Source organism: Haloferax gibbonsii (genome assembly GCF_001190965.1).
Classification (GTDB): domain Archaea; phylum Halobacteriota; class Halobacteria; order Halobacteriales; family Haloferacaceae; genus Haloferax; species Haloferax gibbonsii.
In genome coordinates, this window is record NZ_CP011947.1 from 1,337,535 (window position 1) to 1,353,610 (window position 16,076).

Annotated in this window: 15 protein-coding genes; 3 read left to right on the forward strand and 12 right to left on the reverse strand. The window is 70.1% G+C overall.

Translation table 11 applies throughout. The annotated features are described in order from the left end of the window. Positions 1 to 4: 4 nt before the first annotated feature. Positions 5 to 1,546 carry an ATP-binding response regulator gene (locus ABY42_RS07080; RefSeq protein ID WP_050459046.1) on the reverse strand — a complete coding sequence of 514 codons (1,542 nt, stop codon included), beginning with the start codon at positions 1,544 to 1,546 and terminating at the stop codon, positions 5 to 7. 412 nt (positions 1,547 to 1,958) lie between these two features. On the opposite strand from ABY42_RS07080, the gene ABY42_RS07085 reads away from it, so the two are divergent. After that, on the forward strand, positions 1,959 to 2,834 hold the full coding sequence (locus tag ABY42_RS07085; protein WP_050459047.1) for a hypothetical protein: 876 nt from the start codon (positions 1,959 to 1,961) through the stop codon (positions 2,832 to 2,834). 291 nt (positions 2,835 to 3,125) lie between these two features. On the opposite strand, the gene ABY42_RS07090 is transcribed toward ABY42_RS07085, so the two are convergent. From ABY42_RS07090 to ABY42_RS07125, 8 genes are all read right to left on the reverse strand, one after another. After that, entirely contained in the window at positions 3,126 to 3,884 is a 759-nt protein-coding gene (locus tag ABY42_RS07090; RefSeq protein ID WP_050459048.1) for a glucose 1-dehydrogenase, read from the reverse strand. Between the two features lie 148 nt (positions 3,885 to 4,032). Continuing rightward, positions 4,033 to 4,749, reverse strand: coding sequence for a ThuA domain-containing protein (locus ABY42_RS07095; protein ID WP_050459049.1), 717 nt, complete (start codon positions 4,747 to 4,749; stop codon positions 4,033 to 4,035). Between the two features lie 98 nt (positions 4,750 to 4,847). Next, positions 4,848 to 5,657 (reverse strand): enoyl-CoA hydratase/isomerase family protein, encoded by an 810-nt coding sequence (locus ABY42_RS07100; protein WP_004977043.1) that lies wholly within the window; start codon positions 5,655 to 5,657, stop codon positions 4,848 to 4,850. Positions 5,658 to 5,726: 69 nt separating this feature from the next. Then, on the reverse strand, positions 5,727 to 6,779 hold the full coding sequence (gene menC / locus ABY42_RS07105) for an o-succinylbenzoate synthase (protein WP_197092918.1): 1,053 nt from the start codon (positions 6,777 to 6,779) through the stop codon (positions 5,727 to 5,729). 2 nt (positions 6,780 to 6,781) lie between these two features. After that, on the reverse strand, positions 6,782 to 7,720 hold the full coding sequence (locus ABY42_RS07110; RefSeq protein ID WP_049905205.1) for a 1,4-dihydroxy-2-naphthoate polyprenyltransferase: 939 nt from the start codon (positions 7,718 to 7,720) through the stop codon (positions 6,782 to 6,784). A gap of 181 nt (positions 7,721 to 7,901) precedes the next feature. Continuing rightward, positions 7,902 to 8,870 carry an NAD(P)/FAD-dependent oxidoreductase gene (locus ABY42_RS07115; RefSeq protein ID WP_050459051.1) on the reverse strand — a complete coding sequence of 323 codons (969 nt, stop codon included), beginning with the start codon at positions 8,868 to 8,870 and terminating at the stop codon, positions 7,902 to 7,904. Between the two features lies 1 nt (position 8,871). Then, positions 8,872 to 10,083, reverse strand: coding sequence for an ABC transporter substrate-binding protein (locus ABY42_RS07120; RefSeq protein WP_050459052.1), 1,212 nt, complete (start codon positions 10,081 to 10,083; stop codon positions 8,872 to 8,874). A 126-nt stretch (positions 10,084 to 10,209) separates the two neighbouring features. Beyond that, entirely contained in the window at positions 10,210 to 11,127 is a 918-nt protein-coding gene (locus tag ABY42_RS07125; RefSeq protein ID WP_050459053.1) for a 1,4-dihydroxy-2-naphthoyl-CoA synthase, read from the reverse strand. Positions 11,128 to 11,246: 119 nt separating this feature from the next. On the opposite strand from ABY42_RS07125, the gene ABY42_RS07130 reads away from it, so the two are divergent. Both ABY42_RS07130 and ABY42_RS07135 read left to right on the forward strand, forming a co-directional pair. Then, positions 11,247 to 11,711: a hypothetical protein gene (locus tag ABY42_RS07130; protein ID WP_050459054.1), complete on the forward strand. Its 465-nt coding sequence runs from the start codon at positions 11,247 to 11,249 to the stop codon at positions 11,709 to 11,711. Beyond that, positions 11,704 to 12,222, forward strand: a complete 519-nt coding sequence (locus ABY42_RS07135) for a magnesium transporter (protein WP_050459055.1) — start codon at positions 11,704 to 11,706, stop codon at positions 12,220 to 12,222. The genes ABY42_RS07130 and ABY42_RS07135 overlap by 8 nt, the downstream gene beginning before the upstream one ends. Positions 12,223 to 12,231: 9 nt before the next feature. Here the strand turns inward: ABY42_RS07135 and ABY42_RS07140 are convergent, their stop codons facing one another. The 3 genes from ABY42_RS07140 to ABY42_RS07150 form a co-directional block, all read right to left on the reverse strand. Further along, on the reverse strand, positions 12,232 to 12,738 hold the full coding sequence (locus ABY42_RS07140; RefSeq protein WP_050459056.1) for a hypothetical protein: 507 nt from the start codon (positions 12,736 to 12,738) through the stop codon (positions 12,232 to 12,234). A 59-nt stretch (positions 12,739 to 12,797) separates the two neighbouring features. Continuing rightward, positions 12,798 to 14,546: a 2-succinyl-5-enolpyruvyl-6-hydroxy-3-cyclohexene-1-carboxylic-acid synthase gene (gene menD / locus ABY42_RS07145; RefSeq protein ID WP_050459057.1), complete on the reverse strand. Its 1,749-nt coding sequence runs from the start codon at positions 14,544 to 14,546 to the stop codon at positions 12,798 to 12,800. Positions 14,547 to 14,617: 71 nt separating this feature from the next. Further along, complete coding sequence (locus ABY42_RS07150) at positions 14,618 to 15,949, reverse strand: isochorismate synthase (protein WP_050459058.1); 1,332 nt, start codon at positions 15,947 to 15,949, stop codon at positions 14,618 to 14,620. Positions 15,950 to 16,076 lie beyond the last annotated feature (127 nt).

The window sequence follows — 16,076 nt, forward strand, 5'->3', positions numbered from 1 at the left end:
CGGTTTAGGAGTCGTTCGACGCCCTTTTTCCCGCGGCGCTCGCCTGACAGCGGTGGTCCTCGTCGGCGAACTCGACGCCGTCGAACTCGAAGCGCGCGCCGCCGGTCGCCGCCGACCCGACGGAGACGGTCCAGCCGTGGGCCTCCGCGAGCGACCGGACGATGTCGAGGCCGAAGCCCGTCCCCTCGGCCGAGGTGGTGAAACCGCGTTCGAACACCCGCGCGGCGACGGCGGCGTCGATGCCGAAGCCGTCGTCTTCGACCGCGAACGTCTCGTCGGCCGGCGACGCGGTGACGCGGACGGCCAGCGCCGGGGTGCGACCGCCCGTGGAACCGTGTTCCACCGAGTTCCGAAACAGGTTCTCGAACAGCCGCTGGAGCCGACCGGGGTCGGCGTGAGCCGTCGCGCCGGACTCGACGACGAGCGTCGCGTCGCCCGTCTCGACCGTGTTCCACGCCCGGCGAGCGACCGCTTCGAGCGAGACGGGCGCGAAATCGATGACCGCCCTTCCGCTTCGGGCCGCGGCCAGCACGTCGTTGACGATGTCGCTGATGCGGGTCAGCGAGGTCGCGACCCGTTCGAGATGTTCGGAGTCGTTGGCCTCCCGTTCGAGGTCGAGAAAGCCCATCGAGATGGAAAGCGGGTTTCGGAGGTCGTGCGAGAGGACCCGGGCGAACTCCCCGAGTCGCTCGTTTTGCTGTGCGAGCTGCTCTTCGTGCTGCCGGCGGGTCGTGATGTCGCGGCCGACGCCGCAGAAGCCGACGACCTCCCCGTCAGGCCCCGTGAGCCGGCGGCCGGTGAGTTGGAACAACAGCGTCTCGTCGTCGGTCGGGAGCCGCGCTTCGACGACGGTCGTCCCCGTCCGCATCACCTCCTCGACGGCGCGCTCGACCGCCGGACGGTCGGCCTCGTGGAAGAACGCGTCGGCCGACATGCCGGTGAGTTCGGCGTCCGACAGGCCGGTGAGTTCCGAGAGTCGCTCGTTCCACGAGACGAGTTTCCCCTCGCGGTCGTAGACGTAGAACACGTCGTCGAGGGCGTCGAGCGCGTCTTCGATGAACCATTCCGTGTCGACTGCCTCCTCGACCGATTCGGCCGTCTCGCGGGCGTCCCGCGTCCTGTGGCGCTCGCGGGCGAGTCGCTGGACCCGCGAGCCGAGCGGGTCTTCGGTGCCGTCGGCACCACCGGCGTCGTCGGCCGTCGCCGTCGCCCGCGCGAGGACTTCCTCGCGGGCGAGGTACGCGTCGATATCCAAGTCGACCAGTTCGGTCACTGAGTGGTCGGCGTCACCGGGCGCGAGAAAGACGACCGGGAGGTCGTCACCGGCCGCGCGAATCTCGCGGAGCAGGGAGACGCCGTCACCGTCGGGAAACGCCGAACCGAGAACGAGACAGTCGTACGCGTCGTCGCCGTCGAGGGCGCGGCGAGCGGCGGCGAGCGTCTCGGCCGACTCGACGACGGCGTTCGAGACCGTCCGCTGGACGGCGCGGGTAATCGCGCGGTCGCCGTCGGCGGAGAGGACGCGGAGCGGAGTATCGAGTTGCATCGGGCGGAGCAGAGGAAACTGAACGAGTGACGGAATGCTCTCAGATAAGATAACGTTTCTGCGCGTTCTGTCATTTAATTAACGCCAGTTCGGAACGTGCATCCAGTTTTTAAATCGCTCGCCGCAGTTGCCCCGGTGTCGTAATCACTTAGTGCGGTGCGGTCGAAGTTCTCGGCATGTCCAAGAAGGCCAAACTGGTTCTGGTACTGGCGCTCGTGGCGGTCCTCTACACCGTGTTCTCCGGGAGCGGAGACACCGTCGAAGTCGAAATCGAAGAGTAACCACGTTTTCGCGTGCTCGGCCGCGTTCGGCCGGGTTCGCCTCACTCGCGGCCGGTCAGTGACGACGCCCGAAGAGGAGGTGCACGCCCGAGAGCGAACGACTTACCCGCCGCCCGCGCGAAGGCGGAGCCATGTACGGGGTCGTCACGCGCAACGAGGAGGAAGTCGACTGGCCGGAGTTCGACCGCGGCTTCTACGAGGTCAAGGACGTCACCGGCCGGGCGGCCGAACCGCTGTCGAACGCCGTCAACATGATATCGTGTTTCGGCGACAACGCCGCCGCCAACGAGAGCCCCGAGTTGGTCCCCGTCGACGGCGAGGGGAACCCGGCGACGCGGGACCGAACGTACTTCGACTGGGCGTACATCTGCCCGACGAACGAGAAGTACCGCGCCGGCCTGCTCGAAATCGTCGAGGACGCCGCCGCGGCCAACGGCGACGTTCGCCTCGACGACGTCGGCTTCCCGCGCGACGAGTACTGCCGGTGTGACCGGTGTACCTCGCAGTTCGAGGCGTGGGCCCTCGACCGCGGCCGCGACGCCGACGACGAGGACGCCTGGTTCGAGTGGCGCGCCGAGGTCATCACCGACTTCGTCGCCGACGCGGCCGAGCGCGTCCCCGGTCGCCTGTATCTCACGCTCTATCCCGACCCCTATCCGGGCCACCTCTACCGCCGCGCCGGCCTCGACATCGAGGCGCTCTCGGCGCACGTCGACGAGTTCGTCGTCCCGCTCTACGACACCAACTACGGGACGACCTACTGGCTCGAAACCATCGCCCGCGGCTTCGTCTCGCTTTTGGAGCCCTACGACGTCGACTTCTCGCTCGAACTGTACGCCGTGAACGTGGACGTGGACGACCTCATCCACGCCATCGAGGTCGCGGACGAGTACGCGAAGGACGTGCTGTTCGGCTACGACGCGAGCAACGCCGCCGCGACGCTCCGCCGGATGACCGCCGACGGCTCTCGCGGGAAGACCTACCACCCCGAAGACGCGACCCGCTGAGCCGGCCGCTGTTCGCCGTCCCGAGCCGCGGGGACGGTCGCGGGTGCCCTCGGGAGTTTCAGAACGCGCCGGCGAGGTAGCCGATGACGACGATGCCGAGGAGGAAGACGAGCGCCGCGAACGCGAACAGGGCGAACATGAGTCGCCGCTGTCCGCTCGTCGGTTGTGCCATGGGCGTTCTCCGGACCGCACCCACTTATGATAGTCGGCGCTCCGGACGGTCCCGTCCGGGCGGGCGAACTCGGGCGGTGAAAATCGGGCGGTGAAAAAACGGGACTCTGCGCGGGTCGGCTACGGGACGACGTAGCCGCCGTCGACGACCATCGGGTGGCCGGTGACGAACGAGGCGTCGTCGGAACAGAGGTAGACGACGGCGCTGGCAACCTCCTCGGGTTTGCCGAGGCGGCCGATTGGCTCGTCTTCGAGCAGTCCGGCCCTCGCCTCGTCGTTGCCGGCGGTGAATCGCTCTATCATCGGCGTCTCGATGACGCCCGGACAGACCGCGTTGACGCGGACGTTCTCGGCCGCCACTTCGAGCGCCGCCGAGCGGGTCAACCCGATGACGCCGTGTTTGGCGGCGTAGTAGTGCGCGAGGTTCGCGCCGCCGGTCAGTCCCGCCACGGAAGACGTGTTGACGATGGCGCCCCCGCCGTTCTCGACGAGGCGGGGAATCTCGTACTTCAGGCCGAGGAACACGCCGGTCAGGTTGATGTCGATGACCCGCTGGAAGTCCTCGATGGACATCTCGGCGATGGGGCCCGGCGTCCCCTCGATGCCCGCGTTGTTGTGCGCGAAGTCGAGGCCGCCGAACTCGCTTACCGCCCTGTCGACGAGGCTCGCCACGTCGCTTTCCTTCGAGCTATCGGCCTCGAAGAATGCGGCGTCGCCGCCCTCGCTTTCTATCTCTCGGACGACCTGCTCGCCGGCGTCCACCTGCACGTCCGAGAGCGCGACCATCGCGCCCTCCTCGGCGAACCGGAGCGCGGTCGCCCGACCGATACCCGACGCCGCGCCCGTGACGAGCGCGACTTTCCCATCGATTCCCTTCATGATATCACCACGACCCGCCGGCCGCGTGGGCGGCGCGGTCGTGCGTGCCAGTAGGTGTCACTCGGAAATAACGCCTCTTCAGGGACGCGTGACGCTCTCACGGCCGAGAAAAACCGATTACTTCGCCCCGCGCTCAGCGACCGACGGCTCAGTCGAGGTCTTCGATGGGCTCCGCGTTACCGAAGTACGGGTCGGGACCGTCGCCGGGGGCCGCCCAGTCGACGGCGTTGTCGAGGACGGTCCGGATCTCCTCCTGCTCGTAGATGGGGTAGGTCTCGTGACCCGGCCGGAAGTAGAAGACGCGGCCCTTGCCGCGGGTGTAACAACAGCCGGAGCGGAACACCTCGCCGCCCTCGAACCACGACGTGAAGACGAGTTCGTCCGGCGCGGGGATGTCGAACCGCTCGCCGTACATCTCGGCGCGGGGGACCTCGAACGACTCGGGAAGTCCGTCGGCGATGGGGTGGCCGGGCTCGACGACCCAGACGCGCTCTTTCTCGCCCGACTCGCGCCACTTCAGCGAGCAGGTCGTCCCCATCAGGCGCTTGAACGGCTTGGAGTAGTGGCCCGAGTGGAGGACGAGCAGGCCCATCCCGTCGCGGACGCGGTCGACCACGCGGTCGACGATTGCGTCGTCCACCTCGTCGTGGGCCTTGTGCCCCCACCACGCCAGCACGTCGGTGTCGTCGAGGACCGACTCGGTGAGGCCGTGTTCGGGCTCGTCCAGCGTGGCGGTCTGCACGTCGTAACCCGCCTCGCGGAGCCCCTCGGCTATCGTCGCGTGGATGCCGTCGGGGTAGATTTCTGCGACCTCGTCGTTTTCCTTCTCGTGTCGGTACTCGTTCCAGACGGTGACGGTGACCATACTCCCGCCGTCGCCGGGCGGCGACAAGTATGCACCGACAGCGAAATGCGCCGAAGGCGAGGGCGAGGGCGGCCCGTGGCGGTCCCCCGCCGAGTCGGCTACTTGCCTTCGAACTCCGGTTCCCGCCGGCTCATGAACGACTCCACGCCCTCGGCGTGGTCGTCGGTCCCGAACATGACCGCCTGCGCCGACGCCTCGTGTTCGATGGCCGCCTCGATGGAGTCGTCGGGGCGGCGCAGCAGGCGCTTGGAGGCGGTGAGCGCCTTCGTCGGGCCGCCGGCGATCCGCTCCGTGAGGGCGTCGAGTTCCGCCTCGAACTCGTCCTCGTCGGCGACGCGGTTCACGACGCCGAGTTCCAGCGCCCGCTCGGGGCCGAGTTTCTCGCCCGTGTAGACGAGTTCCATGGCGACGTTGCGCCCGACGAGTCTGGGAAGGAGGTACGACAGCCCGGAGTCGACCGCGAGGCCGACCCGGCGGAAGCCGAAGCCGACGGAGGCGTCTTCGCGGAGGAGTTGGAGGTCGCAGGCGATGGCGAGCGCGCCGCCCGCGCCCACGGCCGGGCCGTCGATGGCCGCGACCGTCGGCAGGTCGCACTCGTAGACGCGGCGCACGCAGTCGGCGGTGTCGCGGACGACGTGGTCGACCGCCTCGGGGAGCGTCATCGCGTCGGCCTGTAGCTCCAGCATGGCGTTCACGTCGCCGCCGGCGCAGAACGCGCCCGCCTCGTCGCTGCCGCGGAGGACGACACAGCGCGCCTCGTCGGGGAGCGAGCCCAGCGCCTCGCGCACGCCGGCGGTGACTTCGACCGTCAGCGCGTTCCGAACCGCCGGGGCGTCCAGCGTCACCGTCGCCACGCCGTCGTCGAGCGCGAGCCGTACCGCGTCGGAGTCGAGTTCGACCTCGGTCATCCCCCGGTTCGACGTGCAGAACCGTGAAAAACGTTTGGACCGTGGAGAGTTGAATCGTTGCCGACCGGTTCAGGAGAACAGCCCGGACACGTCGATACCGAGGCCCGGACCCTCGGGGACGCGCATCCGGCCCTCGCGCACGGGAGCCGGGTCGGCCGCGAGGTCGGCGTCGAGGAGCGAGGCGGTCGCCAGCCCGTGGGCTCGTTCGCCGGGAAGCGACGCCGCGACGTGGAGCGCGCCGAGTCGGGCGACGACGGCGTCGATGGTGGTCGTGACGACGACGTCGACGCCGGCGTCGCGGGCGCGAGCCGCGAGGTCGCGGACGCGGTCCGGGCCGCCGAGCGCCATCGGCTTGCAGACGAGCACGTCCGCCGCGTTCGAGGCGAGCGCCCGCTGCGGCGGGACCGCCGCCAGCGACTCGTCGAGCGCGATGGGCGTGTCGTGGAGCCGCCGGAGGACGGCGTGGCCGTCGAGTTCGTCGGCGGGAAGCGGCTGTTCGAGGTAGTCGAGGTCGAGGCCCAGTTCCTCGACCGAGTCGAGAAAGCGGTCCGCGGTCCAGCGGTCCCACGCGGCGTTCGCGTCGGCCCGGAGCGACACGTCGGGACCGACCGCCTCGCGGACGGCACGGAGGCGCGCCACATCGTCGGTCGGGTCGCGCGCGCCGACCTTCAGTTTGAGGCAGCCGTACCCCGATTCGACGGCGGTCTCGGCGGCCTCGACGGTCGCCTCGGGACCGTCGTCGCCGAGAGTCGCGTTCACCGGAAGCGAGGTGTGCGAGTCGGTGGCTAGGGACGCGGCGAGCGGTCGGTCGGCGGCGCGAGCGCGGGCGTCGGCGACGGCGAGCGAGACGGCGTGTCTCGCGGCGGGCGCGTCCGCGAGCGACCCGTCTTCGAGTGCGGATACGGGGTCGGCGTCGGCCGCGGCGTCGCCTTCGGCGAGGTCGGCGAGCGCGTCGCGGCAGTCGCCGAGCGACTCGGTCCAGCCCGGAAGCGGCGTCGCCTCGCCGACGCCCGTCTCGCCCGCGGCATCGACCGCGACGAGGAATCCCTCGCGGCGCTCGATGTCGCCCTTGGCGGTCGAAAGCGGCGTTTCGAGGTCGACGGCGAACTCGCGGAGGCGCATCGTCACGCGAGGACGAGGCCGACCGAGAAGAGGACGGCGTAGAGCGCGAGGAGTTTGCCCGTGTCTTCGAGCGCGGGGTTGAGCTTCTCGCCTTTCGTCTCGGTGACGACCGTCCGCGCGATGCGGGCCGCGACGGGCATCGAGAACATGGGCAGGAGGACGAACCAGTCGAAGCCCGCGCGGGTCCACAGGTAGGCGGGGACGACGTAGGCGAGCGCGAGCATGGCGACGTACTCGGCGCGGGCGAAACCGTAGCCGAACCGGACCGCGAGGGTCCGCTTGCCCGTGGTCGCGTCTTCCTCCTTGTCGCGGACGTTGTTCACGACGAGGATGTTCGTGGAGATGGCCGCGATTGGGAGGCTGGCGACGACGGCGACGAGCGTGACGGTTCCCTCCGGGATTCCGACCGTGAGCGGGGCGGCGAGGACGCTCGCGGCCTGCACGTAGAACGTTCCGACGACGGCGACGAGGCCGAAGAAGACGAAGACGAACAGGTCGCCGAGGCCGTGGTAGCCGAGGGGGTACGGGCCGCCGGTGTAGGCGATGCCCGAGGCGACAGAGAGCAGGCCGATGACGAGGATGGGCACGCCGCCGACGTAGACGAGGTAGGTGCCGAGGAGGATGGCGGCGGCGAAGGTGAGGTACATCGCCCGCTTGACCTCGGCCGGCGGGATGAGCCCGCCGGCGGTGACGCGGGTGAAGCCCTCGCGGGCCTCGGTGTCCGCGCCCTGCACCGCGTCGTAGTAGTCGTTGGCGAAGTTGGTCCCGACTTGGATGAGAAGCGCGCCCACGAGCGCCGCGAGCGCGGGGAGCGGGGCGAACAGGTCGGCGTGGACGGCGACCGCGGTGCCGACGACGACCGGCGCGGCGGCCGCCGGGAGCGTCTGCGGCCGCGACGCCATCACCCACGCCCGCCTGCGAGAGATGTCCTGCGTGCTCATTGTCTGCATACGAGGGCCGAAGCAGTGAGTAAGTTCCTATCCGAAAGCGCGCGACGCCGGGGCGGTGGGTGGGAGACGACGGCCCCCCGGCGTGCGCGCCGGTCCTGACGAGCCGGTCGCGCCCCCGGTGTCGGCGACGACGTGGTCATCGCCGTCGCCGACCGGGGTCGTCGATGACTCGCTATTCGGAGTCGGAAGCGGAATCGGCGGCGGGACCGGAATCGGCGTCGACGCCGAGGTGGTCGGCGAGTCGCTCGCGACCGCGCTCGGCCCGGGATTCGACCGTCCCCTCGGAGACGTACATCTCGCGTTGGCGCTCCACGTCGGCCTCGCGGAGTTCGCGGAGTTTCTCGTCGGCGAGGTCGCAGTCGTCGGGGACTCGGCTGTCGAACCGCTCGCGCCAGTCGTCGCGGGCGGTCTCCTCGTCGGCGAGTTCCGCCTCGGGACGTATCCAGTCCCAGTGGGCCGCGAGTTCCTCGGGATACCCCTGTTCGAGGCGGTGGTCGGTGATGACCGACCGGCCGACGCGCGCGCCCTGTCCGGCCGACATGATGGCCTGCACGTTGACCTCGCTCACCGGCGCGGCGACGTACAGCCCGTCGATGGCTGTCCGGCCCTCGACGTCGGCGTAGTCGCGGTCGAACTTCGTCCGCGTCTCGCCGTCGTACTCGTAGGTGACGAACATCTCGTCGTCGCCGAGCGGTTCGAGGAAGTCGCCGCCGTAGCGGGCGGCCGCGACGACCCGCCTCGCCGTGACGGTCTCGCCGTCCTGCGTCGTGACCTCGAAGCCCGGCCCGGCGGCGTCCGCGGTCTCGCTCCCGTCGCCGCCGGCGGGTTCGACCGCCTCGACGAGCTCCGGAACGAGGTCGCAGCCGGCCGCCTCGACGTGGTCGTGGATGAGTTCGTAGAACGTCTCGACGTCGACGCCGCCGGGGAAGCCGAGGTAGTTCTCCAGATAGGCACAGCGCTGGAGCGACGACCGGCCGCGGTCGAAGACGACGGTGTCGAGGCCGTACCGGCCGGTGAAGACGCCCGCCGAGCAGCCCGTCGGCCCGCCGCCGACGATGGCCACGTCGTAGTCGAACGCCGCCGCTTCGGGGTCGGTCGCTGTCGCCGTCGCCGTCCCCTCCGAGCGCTCGGCGTCCGCCATCTCAGAACTCCCCGTTGACGATGTCCGCGACGCGCTGGCGGTCGAACAGTTCGGCGTCGTCCGTCACGTCGCCGAACACGTCGGGGTACATCTGCTTCGCGGCGCGCTCGGTCAGGAACAGGTTGTGAATCGGCCCCTGGAACAGGTAGCCGCCGCGGTAGACCCGACCGTTCTGGACGGCCGCCAGTTCGCCGCCGACGGGGTGGTCCTCCATGTACGCGAGGACGGTGTCGCGGAACTCCTCGGGCGTCTTGCGCTCGTGGCCGCGGACCAGAATCACGTCGGGGTCGATTTCGAGGAGGTTCTCGTAGTCGAGTTCGCCGCGGTTGGTCGTGCTGAGGTTCTCGATGTCGGTCCCCGAGAGCGCGTCGGTGACGCCGAGGTCGTTCCACTGCTTTTTGCTCGTCCCCTTGTCGTTGAGGCGGTACGGCGAGAACGTCTCGGGCTCGGTCGTCCCCTCGAAGGTGAGAAAGACGTTCGGGCGCTCGTCCGCCGGCGGCAGTTCCGCCTGTATCTCCGCGATGAACTCGTCGTGGAGCGCCTCGAACGCCTCGTAGCGGTCCTCGCGCTGGAACACCTGCGCGACCTTCTCGAACGCCTCGTAGAGCGTGTAGTAGCGGTAGTCGTGCCAGCCGTCCGACCGGCGGAAGACGAGGTTGCCGACGAACGGGGCGACGTTCTCCGCGATTTCGTCCACGTCGGCTTGGTCCCAGTCGAACCAGTTGACGAGCATGTTGGGGTCGTAGAGGTGGACGTCGCTGTCGAGTTCGTAGAACTCCTCTTTCGTCCGGACCTCGGGGTACGCCTCGATTTGCTCGCGGTCGACGCTCACGCCGGGGAGTTCGTCGTAGACGTAGGTGTAGTACCGACCCGCGCCGCCGACGCCGGTCAGCCCGTCGCCGACGCCGAGCGCGACGGCCATGTCCGCGTAGCCGCCGTCGTAGGCGGCCCACGACTCGGGGACCGAGTCGAACGCGACCTCGCCCATCGGCTCCATCGTCACCGAGTACGAGGAGTCCGCCTCGGTCGTCTGGGTCGCGGTCTCCGTTTCAGTCGCTTCCTCGGTCGTCGTCTCGGCCGCCGTGGTCGTCTCGTCGCTCCCCGACGAGTCCGACGTACAGCCGGCGAGCATCCCGGCCCCGAGAGCCGTGCCGCCGTACCGAATGTAGTTGCGTCGCGTGAGTCCCTCCCGCCCGGTGGATTTCTCTTCCATGGGATTTAGGCTAACCTAAATGTATAAGAGCGTTCCTATTTTTCGGCCGGCCTAAACCTTGACAACCCAACGAGTTCCGGCCCGGTGGCGGGGCTGTGGCCCGATAGCGTCGGTTCCGTCAGACCCTCAGTAGTGCCACGGGTAGTCGCGGAAGCGCGGTTCGCGCTTTTCGAGGAAGGCGTCGCGGCCCTCTTGGGCCTCTTCGGTCATGTAAGCGAGCCGGGTCGCCTCGCCGGCGAACACCTGCTGGCCGACCATGCCGTCGTCGGTCATGTTGAAGGCGTACTTGAGCATGCGCATGGCCGTCGGCGACTTCTTCGTCATCTCGTCGGCCCACTCCAGCGCCACGTCCTCTAGCTCCTCGTGGGGAACCGCCTCGTTCGCCATGCCCATGTCGACGGCCTCCTCGGCGGAGTAGGTCTTGCCCATGAAGAACACCTCGCGGGCCTTCTTCTGGCCGACCTGCTTGGCGAGGTACGCGGAGCCGAAGCCGCCGTCGAAGGAGGCCACGTCGGGGTCTGTCTGGAGGAACTTCGCGTGCTCCTCGGACGCGAGCGTCATGTCGCAGACGACGTGCAGGGAGTGGCCGCCGCCGACGGCCCAGCCCGGCACGACGGCGACGACGGGTTTGGGCATGAAGCGGATGAGCCGCTGGACTTCGAGGATGTGCAGGCGACCGGCCTTCGCCTCGCGGACGAGCGGGTCGTCGGAGGCGTCGGCCTCGTCGTCGTCGCGGTACTCGTAGCCAGAGCCGCCACGGACCGACTGGTCGCCGCCGGAACAGAACGCCCAGCCGCCGTCCTTCTCGGAGGGACCGTTACCGGTCAGGAGGACGCACCCGACGTTCGCGCGCTTTCTGGCGTCGTCGAGCGCGGCGTAGAGTTCGTCCACGGTTCCGGGTCGGAAGGCGTTCCGGACCTCGGGGCGGTCGAACGCGATGCGGACCGCCGGCACGTCGACGGCGCGGTGGTAGGTGATGTCGTCGAACTCGTCGGACCCCGGGACGGGCTCCCAGCGGTCGGGGTCGAAAATCTCCGAGACCATACCGAGTGGCGGCGCGGGCGGCGCAAAAAGATTCGCTTGCGGCGATGGTCGGGGCCGAGTGGCGGCGCGTTCCCCGCTCGGCCCGGAACTATTTGTCAGCCGACGAACTACTCTCGCGTATGTCGGCCGCGACCAGCCTCCTCGTCAGATTCGTTCACATCGTCGGGATGGCGCTCGTCTTCGGTGGCGCAGTGTTCGCGTGGGCGACGCTCAGAGCGCCCGGCTCCGGGAGCAAGAGAGTAGATAGCTCGGCCGGGGCCGTCGGCGACCCGTCGCCTCTCGCGACCACCTACGAGTGGGTCTTCTGGGCGGCGATGGGCGCGATGGTCGTCACCGGCGTCGGCAACCTCGGCGCGCTCGGTCCGCCCGGCCCGTCCGGCCGCTGGGGAACGATACTGACGGTGAAGCTCCTCGCGGTGACCGCGTTCGTCCTCGGGTCGTTCGTCCGGACGCTCGTCGCGCTCAGAGTCCGACGAGACCATCCGGCGGGTGCCGGGCGCTCGCTCCTCGCGAAGAGCTACGGCGCGACCGCCGCCGCGCTCCTCGTCCTCGTCGCGCTCGCGGAGGTGTTGGCCCATGGCTGAGGTCGCTGCCGGCCGCTTCGAGGCGTGGGTCGTCTCGTCGTTCAACCTCGTCGCCCTGAGCCTCGTCGGACTCGTCGCGGCGCACGCGAGCGGCGCGCTCGAAGGCGAACTCGCCAACTTCGGGACGCTCCCCGGCGTCGCCGTCTTCGCCTACCTGTGGCTCCTCACCGCGGCCGCGACCCGGTGGGCGCTGGCTGACGGCGGACTGGCCGACCTGCGGAACGGTCTCCGCGGACTCTGGCGACTCGTCCTCCGCGGGTTCGCGGCGGGCGCGCTCATCGGGGCGGCGTTCCTCCTCGGAGTGGTCCTCGTCGGCGCGGTTCTGAACGGAGCCCCGCTCCTCTCGCTGGCGTTCATCGCGCTCATCGGCGTCGCCGCCGCGAGCGTCGTCGGCGGAGTCATCGGCGGCCTGTCGGTCGTCCTCGACGCCGGCTGTTACTGGGCGGCCGGGCGGCTCGTCGGGCCGTGGGCGAAGTCAGCTGTCTCGGCCGAGGCTCCCGACGCGGAGTGAGTGGGTCAGTCAGTCTCGAAGCGGGCCGCGCGGACTCGTCAGCCACGACGCCAGTCCGACGAGTACCGCGGCCGCGATGCCGACGAGAAAGGCGGTCGTTCCGGCCACGGAGCCGTAGGCGACGAGCCCCGTCCCGACGAACGCGGTCGCGAGCGACCGGCGGCGGCCCATCGACTCGGGGTAGCCGCCGGCTTTGAACCGCGCGAGCCCCCACGCGACCACGGCGACGAGCGGCGCGAGGCCGAGGCCCGTCAGGGGCCGCTGGACGACGAACCAGAGGACGGGAAAGGCGACCACGACCGCGACGAGCGCGAGCGTCCAGTAGCGGCCGAGCGCCGGGGGATAGCCGCGCTCGGCGAGGTCCGAGAGAAGCACCACGCCGAAGACGACGGTCCCGCCGGCGAAGACCCCGGCGAGGGGTTCGTACGCGGCGACGACCGCGCACACGAGAACGCCGAGGAACCCGGCGACGGCGTAGACGCTGCCGCGGTACTGGCGGAAGAGTTCGGAGGGCATGTCGCCACGATTCGGAGCGCGGGAGAAAAGTCAGTCGGTCGACTGGTTCGGTCAGTCGGTCAATCGGACAGTCGCTCGACCGCGCGCTCGGCGATGCGCTCGCGCACGCGGTGCGAGGACTCGGCGTCGGTCCGGACCTCGATGACGTCGGTGCCGTCGGTGGCGACCGACTCGGCGTAGGCGTCGCGGAAGTCGTCCGGGTCGACCGACGCGAACGAGAGGTCGTAGAGGTCCTCCGTGGCCGCGAAGTCGAGACCGTGGGGCGTCTTGAACTGGTCCGTGAAGGGCGGCTCGTACCCCTCGATGGGGAGCATGTGGAAGATGCCGCCGCCGTCGTTGTTGACGAGGACGATGGTCGCGTCCACCCCGAGGCGGCCGAGCGCGAGCAGGCCGTTCATGTCGTGGTAGTACGCGAGGTCGCCGGTCAGGAGCGTCAGGTGGTCGGTCGCCGCGGAGCCGGCCCCGAGCGCCGAGGAGACGATACCGTCGATGCCGGACGCGCCGCGGTTCCCGAGGACCGTGCGGGACTTCGTCGAGGGTCGCGCGAAGCGGTCGAGGTCGCGGACGGGCATGGAGTTCGAGACGAACAGCGTCGCGGGCTCGGGCGCGAGGTCGGCCACGTCGGCCGCGAGCCGGCCCTCGAAGGCGTCGCTCTCGTCGTCGACGAGGCTCCAGTAGGCGTCTTCCGCGTCGGTCCACAGCGCGTTCCACGACTCGTCCGGGCGGTTGCGGATGAGTTGCGAGAGCCGCCACGCGAGTACCGAGGGCTCGGCCTCAACGAGGTCGGTCGCCCCGAACTCGGCCTCGCGCCAGCGGCCCGTCGGGTCGACGAGGTACTGCCGGGCGTCGGTGCGCGCGAGGTACTTCCGGAGCGCCTTCGAGGTCGGCGACGCGCCGATGCGGACGACGACTTCGGGGTCGGGCCAGTCGGCGGTGACGCGCTCGTCGAGGTAGGCGTCGTAGCCGCCGAGGACGGTCGTCGTCCGGGTGTGGCCGCCGAAGCGGAGTCCCGAAAGCGGGTCGGCGACGACGGGGAAGCCGGTCGCGTGGGCGAACGCGGCGACGGCCTCGGCGTTGAATCCGGGCGGGTCGGCGGGACCGGCGACGATGAGTCCGCGGTCGACCGCGAGGTCGTCGGCGAGCTTTCGGAGGTGGTCCTCGGAGAGTTCCGGCGCGCCCGCGGTCGTCTTGACGTAGGGTCGGCTCCCGCTCCGGCCGTCGAGCGCCTCGGGGTCGAGGTCGGCAGGCACGTCGCCGTCGACGTACGTCGGTTCGAGCGGCTTTCTGAAGGGGAAGTTGAGGTGGACGGGACCGGCGTCGACGCCGGTTGCCTCGGAGACCGCGCGGCCGGCGGTGGTTCGGAGGCTCCGGAGTTTCCTGTCGGTGGCCTCCGGTTCGGGCATGTCCTTGTACCAGCGGACGGCGTCGCCGTAGAGCTTCTCCTGGTCGATAGTCTGATTGGCCCCGCTGTCGCGGAGTTCCGGCGGTCGGTCGGCCGTGAGGACGAGCATCGGCACGCGGGCCTGCGACGCCTCGATGACGGCGGGGTGGAAGTTGGCCGCGGCGGTGCCCGAGGTGCAGACGATGGGCGTCACCTCGCCCGTGCGCCGGGCGCGGCCGAGCGCGAAGTAGGCCGCCGAGCGCTCGTCGAGGTGCGAGAACGTCTCGATGTCGTCGTGGCGGTCGAACGCCTCCGTGAGGGGCGTCGAGCGACTGCCGGGTGCGATGCACACCGCGTCGATGCCGGTGCGTGCCAGTTCGTCGGCGAAGGTCCGTGCCCAGAGGGCGTTTCGGTTCGGTGCTGTCATCTCGTCTGGGTCGTCAAATCGGGGTGAATCGAGTCGGAGTCGGTCGTCGGCGTCGGTCGCCAGCCTCGAACTCAGTCGTCGCGTTCGAGTTCGTCGAGGATGGGTCGGTACTTCAGTTGCACCTCGTCCCACTCCGCGTCGGGGTCGGAGTCGGCGACGAGGCCGACGCCCGCAAAGAGCGTCGCCAGCGTCTCCTCGACGATGGCCGAGCGGAGGGCGACCGCGAAACTGCCGTCGCCGTCGGCGTCGAACCAGCCGACCGGCGCGGCGTACCAGCCGCGGTCGAACGGTTCGGTGTCTCGAATCACGTCGAGGGCGGCCTCCGGCGGGAGGCCGCCGACCGCGGGCGTCGGGTGGAGCGCGTCCACGAGAGAAAGGACGTGTTCGTCGCGTTCGAGCGTCGCGTCGATGGGCGTCCAGAGGTGCTGGACGGTCGCCAGCTTCCGAATCCCGCGGTCGCCGACGCGAATCTCGGCCGAAAGCGGGGCGAGCTGTTCCCGAATCGTCTCCGCGACGAGTTCGTGTTCGTGGTTGTCCTTCTCGCTTCCGAGCAGTTCGTTCGCCAGCCACTCGTCTTCGTCGTCGGTGTCGCCGCGGCCGGTCGTCCCGGCGAGCGCGCCGGTCTCGACCTCGCGGCCGCGGAGCGAGACGAGTCGCTCGGGCGTCGCGCCGAGGAAGCTCGCCCCGCCGTTCGGTTCGACGAGGAAGCGGTGGCAGTCGGGGTACGTCCGACCGAGGCGGGCGAGCAGGTCGGGCGCGGCGGCGGGGCGGTCGAGTTCGACTTCGAGCGCCTGCGCGAGGACGACCTTCTGAAGGTCGCCGGCGCGGATGCGAGAGACCGCGGCGTCGACGCTCTCGTGCCACGCCTCGACCGAGGTCGTCCGGTGGCGGTTCGAGACGCCCGGCGGTCCCTCGGGGGGAGTGTCGTCGAGCGATTCGAGCGTCTCGCGGACCTCATCGAGTCGGTCGCCGACGACCTCCGGGTCGGCGTCCGCGCCGACGGCGGTGACCGTGAGCCACGCGTCGTCGCCGTCGAAGGCGACTTGCACCTCGGGGACGACGAAGCGCGCGGCCGGGAAGTCGGCCCACGGGTCGCGGCCGGTCGCCTCCTCGTGGAAGGCGAGGCCGCCGAAGAATCGCGGGCGTGCGACGTCGGGGGCGTCAACGTCAGCGCCGTCGAACAGCGCCGTGGCCGACTCGCGAATGCGCGCGAGTCGCTCAGGGCCGTCGGCCTCGACGGCCACGGCGACGCCGCCACTGACGACTGTCGGCTCGTCGGGGGCGGTCCACAGCGCCCGCGGGCGGCGCATCGTCGCGAGCGACGCCGAGACGGGCGGCGCAGACAGTCGAACCGACCTGCTGACGAGATGGTCCCCCACCTCGTCTGTCCGCAACGGTTCCATCGACCGTGGGTCAGGACCGGGGACGCTTGAAACTCTCCCTTCTGTCCCGCGCGCCGCCCCGGGGAGACAGCGGGACGCGCACATCCGTCCACCGAACGACAACGCTGGTGGCTCGGACGCGAAGCGA

Bases quoted from the DNA above. Each gene is read 5' to 3' on its own strand.
- ABY42_RS07080 (WP_050459046.1), bottom strand. From the start codon at position 1,546: ATGCAACTCGATACTCCGCTCCGCGTCCTCTCCGCCGACGGCGACCGC.
- ABY42_RS07085 (WP_050459047.1), top strand. From the start codon at position 1,959: ATGTACGGGGTCGTCACGCGCAACGAGGAGGAAGTCGACTGGCCGGAG.
- ABY42_RS07090 (WP_050459048.1), bottom strand. From the start codon at position 3,884: ATGAAGGGAATCGATGGGAAAGTCGCGCTCGTCACGGGCGCGGCGTCG.
- ABY42_RS07095 (WP_050459049.1), bottom strand. From the start codon at position 4,749: ATGGTCACCGTCACCGTCTGGAACGAGTACCGACACGAGAAGGAAAAC.
- ABY42_RS07100 (WP_004977043.1), bottom strand. From the start codon at position 5,657: ATGACCGAGGTCGAACTCGACTCCGACGCGGTACGGCTCGCGCTCGAC.
- menC (WP_197092918.1), bottom strand. From the start codon at position 6,779: ATGCGCCTCCGCGAGTTCGCCGTCGACCTCGAAACGCCGCTTTCGACC.
- ABY42_RS07110 (WP_049905205.1), bottom strand. From the start codon at position 7,720: ATGAGCACGCAGGACATCTCTCGCAGGCGGGCGTGGGTGATGGCGTCG.
- ABY42_RS07115 (WP_050459051.1), bottom strand. From the start codon at position 8,870: ATGGCGGACGCCGAGCGCTCGGAGGGGACGGCGACGGCGACAGCGACC.
- ABY42_RS07120 (WP_050459052.1), bottom strand. From the start codon at position 10,083: ATGGAAGAGAAATCCACCGGGCGGGAGGGACTCACGCGACGCAACTAC.
- ABY42_RS07125 (WP_050459053.1), bottom strand. From the start codon at position 11,127: ATGGTCTCGGAGATTTTCGACCCCGACCGCTGGGAGCCCGTCCCGGGG.
- ABY42_RS07130 (WP_050459054.1), top strand. From the start codon at position 11,247: ATGTCGGCCGCGACCAGCCTCCTCGTCAGATTCGTTCACATCGTCGGG.
- ABY42_RS07135 (WP_050459055.1), top strand. From the start codon at position 11,704: ATGGCTGAGGTCGCTGCCGGCCGCTTCGAGGCGTGGGTCGTCTCGTCG.
- ABY42_RS07140 (WP_050459056.1), bottom strand. From the start codon at position 12,738: ATGCCCTCCGAACTCTTCCGCCAGTACCGCGGCAGCGTCTACGCCGTC.
- menD (WP_050459057.1), bottom strand. From the start codon at position 14,546: ATGACAGCACCGAACCGAAACGCCCTCTGGGCACGGACCTTCGCCGAC.
- ABY42_RS07150 (WP_050459058.1), bottom strand. From the start codon at position 15,949: ATGGAACCGTTGCGGACAGACGAGGTGGGGGACCATCTCGTCAGCAGG.